This window comes from Kamptonema formosum PCC 10802 (genome assembly GCF_000332335.1).
Classification (GTDB): Bacteria; Cyanobacteriota; Cyanobacteriia; order Cyanobacteriales; family Oscillatoriaceae; genus Oscillatoria.
The window spans coordinates 1,785-2,871 of the sequence record NZ_KB235948.1 but is presented as its reverse complement, the minus strand read 5'-3'; the positions used below and the strand labels follow the sequence as shown (position 1 = coordinate 2,871).

The following is a 1,087-nucleotide window of genomic DNA, read 5'->3' as shown; positions in this document are numbered from 1 at the left end:
ATGACGGCACGGCCAAGCTGTGGGACTTGCAGGGGAAAGAGCTCGCCTCCCTGAAAGGGCATCAGGAGCCGGTCTTTAGCGTAGCGTTCAGCCCGGACGGCAAACGGCTGGCCACCGGCTCAAATGACGGCACCGCCAAGCTGTGGGACTTGCAGGGGAAAGAGCTCGCCTCCCTGGAAGGGCATCAGAAGCAAGTTTGGAGCGTGGCGTTCAGCCCGGACGGCAAACTGCTGGCCACTGGCTCAGGGGATGGCACCGCCAAGCTGTGGGACTTGCAGGGGAAAGAGCTCGCCTCCCTGGAAGGGCATCAGAGCAGCGTTTGGAGCGTGGCGTTCAGCCCGGACGGCAAACGGCTGGCCACCGGCTCAGATGACGGCACGGCCAAGCTGTGGGACTTGCAGGGGAAACAGCTCGCCTCCCTGGAAGGGCATCGGGAGGGGGGGGTCTATAGCGTGGCGTTCAGCCCGGACGGCAAAAGGCTGGCCACCGGCGCATGGGACGGCACGGCCAAGCTGTGGGACTTGCAGGGGAAACAGCTCGCCTCCCTGAAAGGGCATAGATACCCGGTTTGGAGCGTGGCGTTCAGCCCGGACGGCCAACTGCTGGCCACCGGCTCAATTGACGGCACGGCCAAGCTGTGGGACTTGCAGGGGAAACAGCTCGCCTTCCTGAAAGGGCATCAGAGCTGGGTCTGGAGCGTGGCGTTCAGCCCAGACGGCAAACGGCTGGCCACCGGCTCAGATGACGGTACGGCCAAGCTGTGGGACTTGCAGGGGAAGGAGCTCGCCTCCCTGAAAGGGCATCAGTACGGGGTCAGAAGCGTGGCCTTCAGCCCGGACGGCAAACGGCTGGCCACCGGCTCAGATGACGGCACCGCCAAGCTGTGGGACTTACAGGGGAAAGAGCTCGCCTCCCTGAAAGGGCATCAGGGCAGGGTCTATAGCGTGGCGTTCAGCCCGGACGGCCAGCGGCTGGCCACCGGCTCAGAGGACCGCACGGCCAAGCTGTGGGACTTGCAGGGGAAAGAGCTCGCCTCCCTGAAAGGGCATCAGGGCGAGGTCAATAGCGTGGCGTTCAGCCCGGACGG

1 protein-coding gene is annotated in these 1,087 nt (G+C 64.9%); it reads left to right on the top strand.

The genetic code is table 11. The features are described from left to right. On the top strand, positions 1–1,087 hold a 1,087-nt coding region (locus OSC10802_RS43730; RefSeq protein ID WP_255349183.1), incomplete at both ends, for a WD40 repeat domain-containing protein.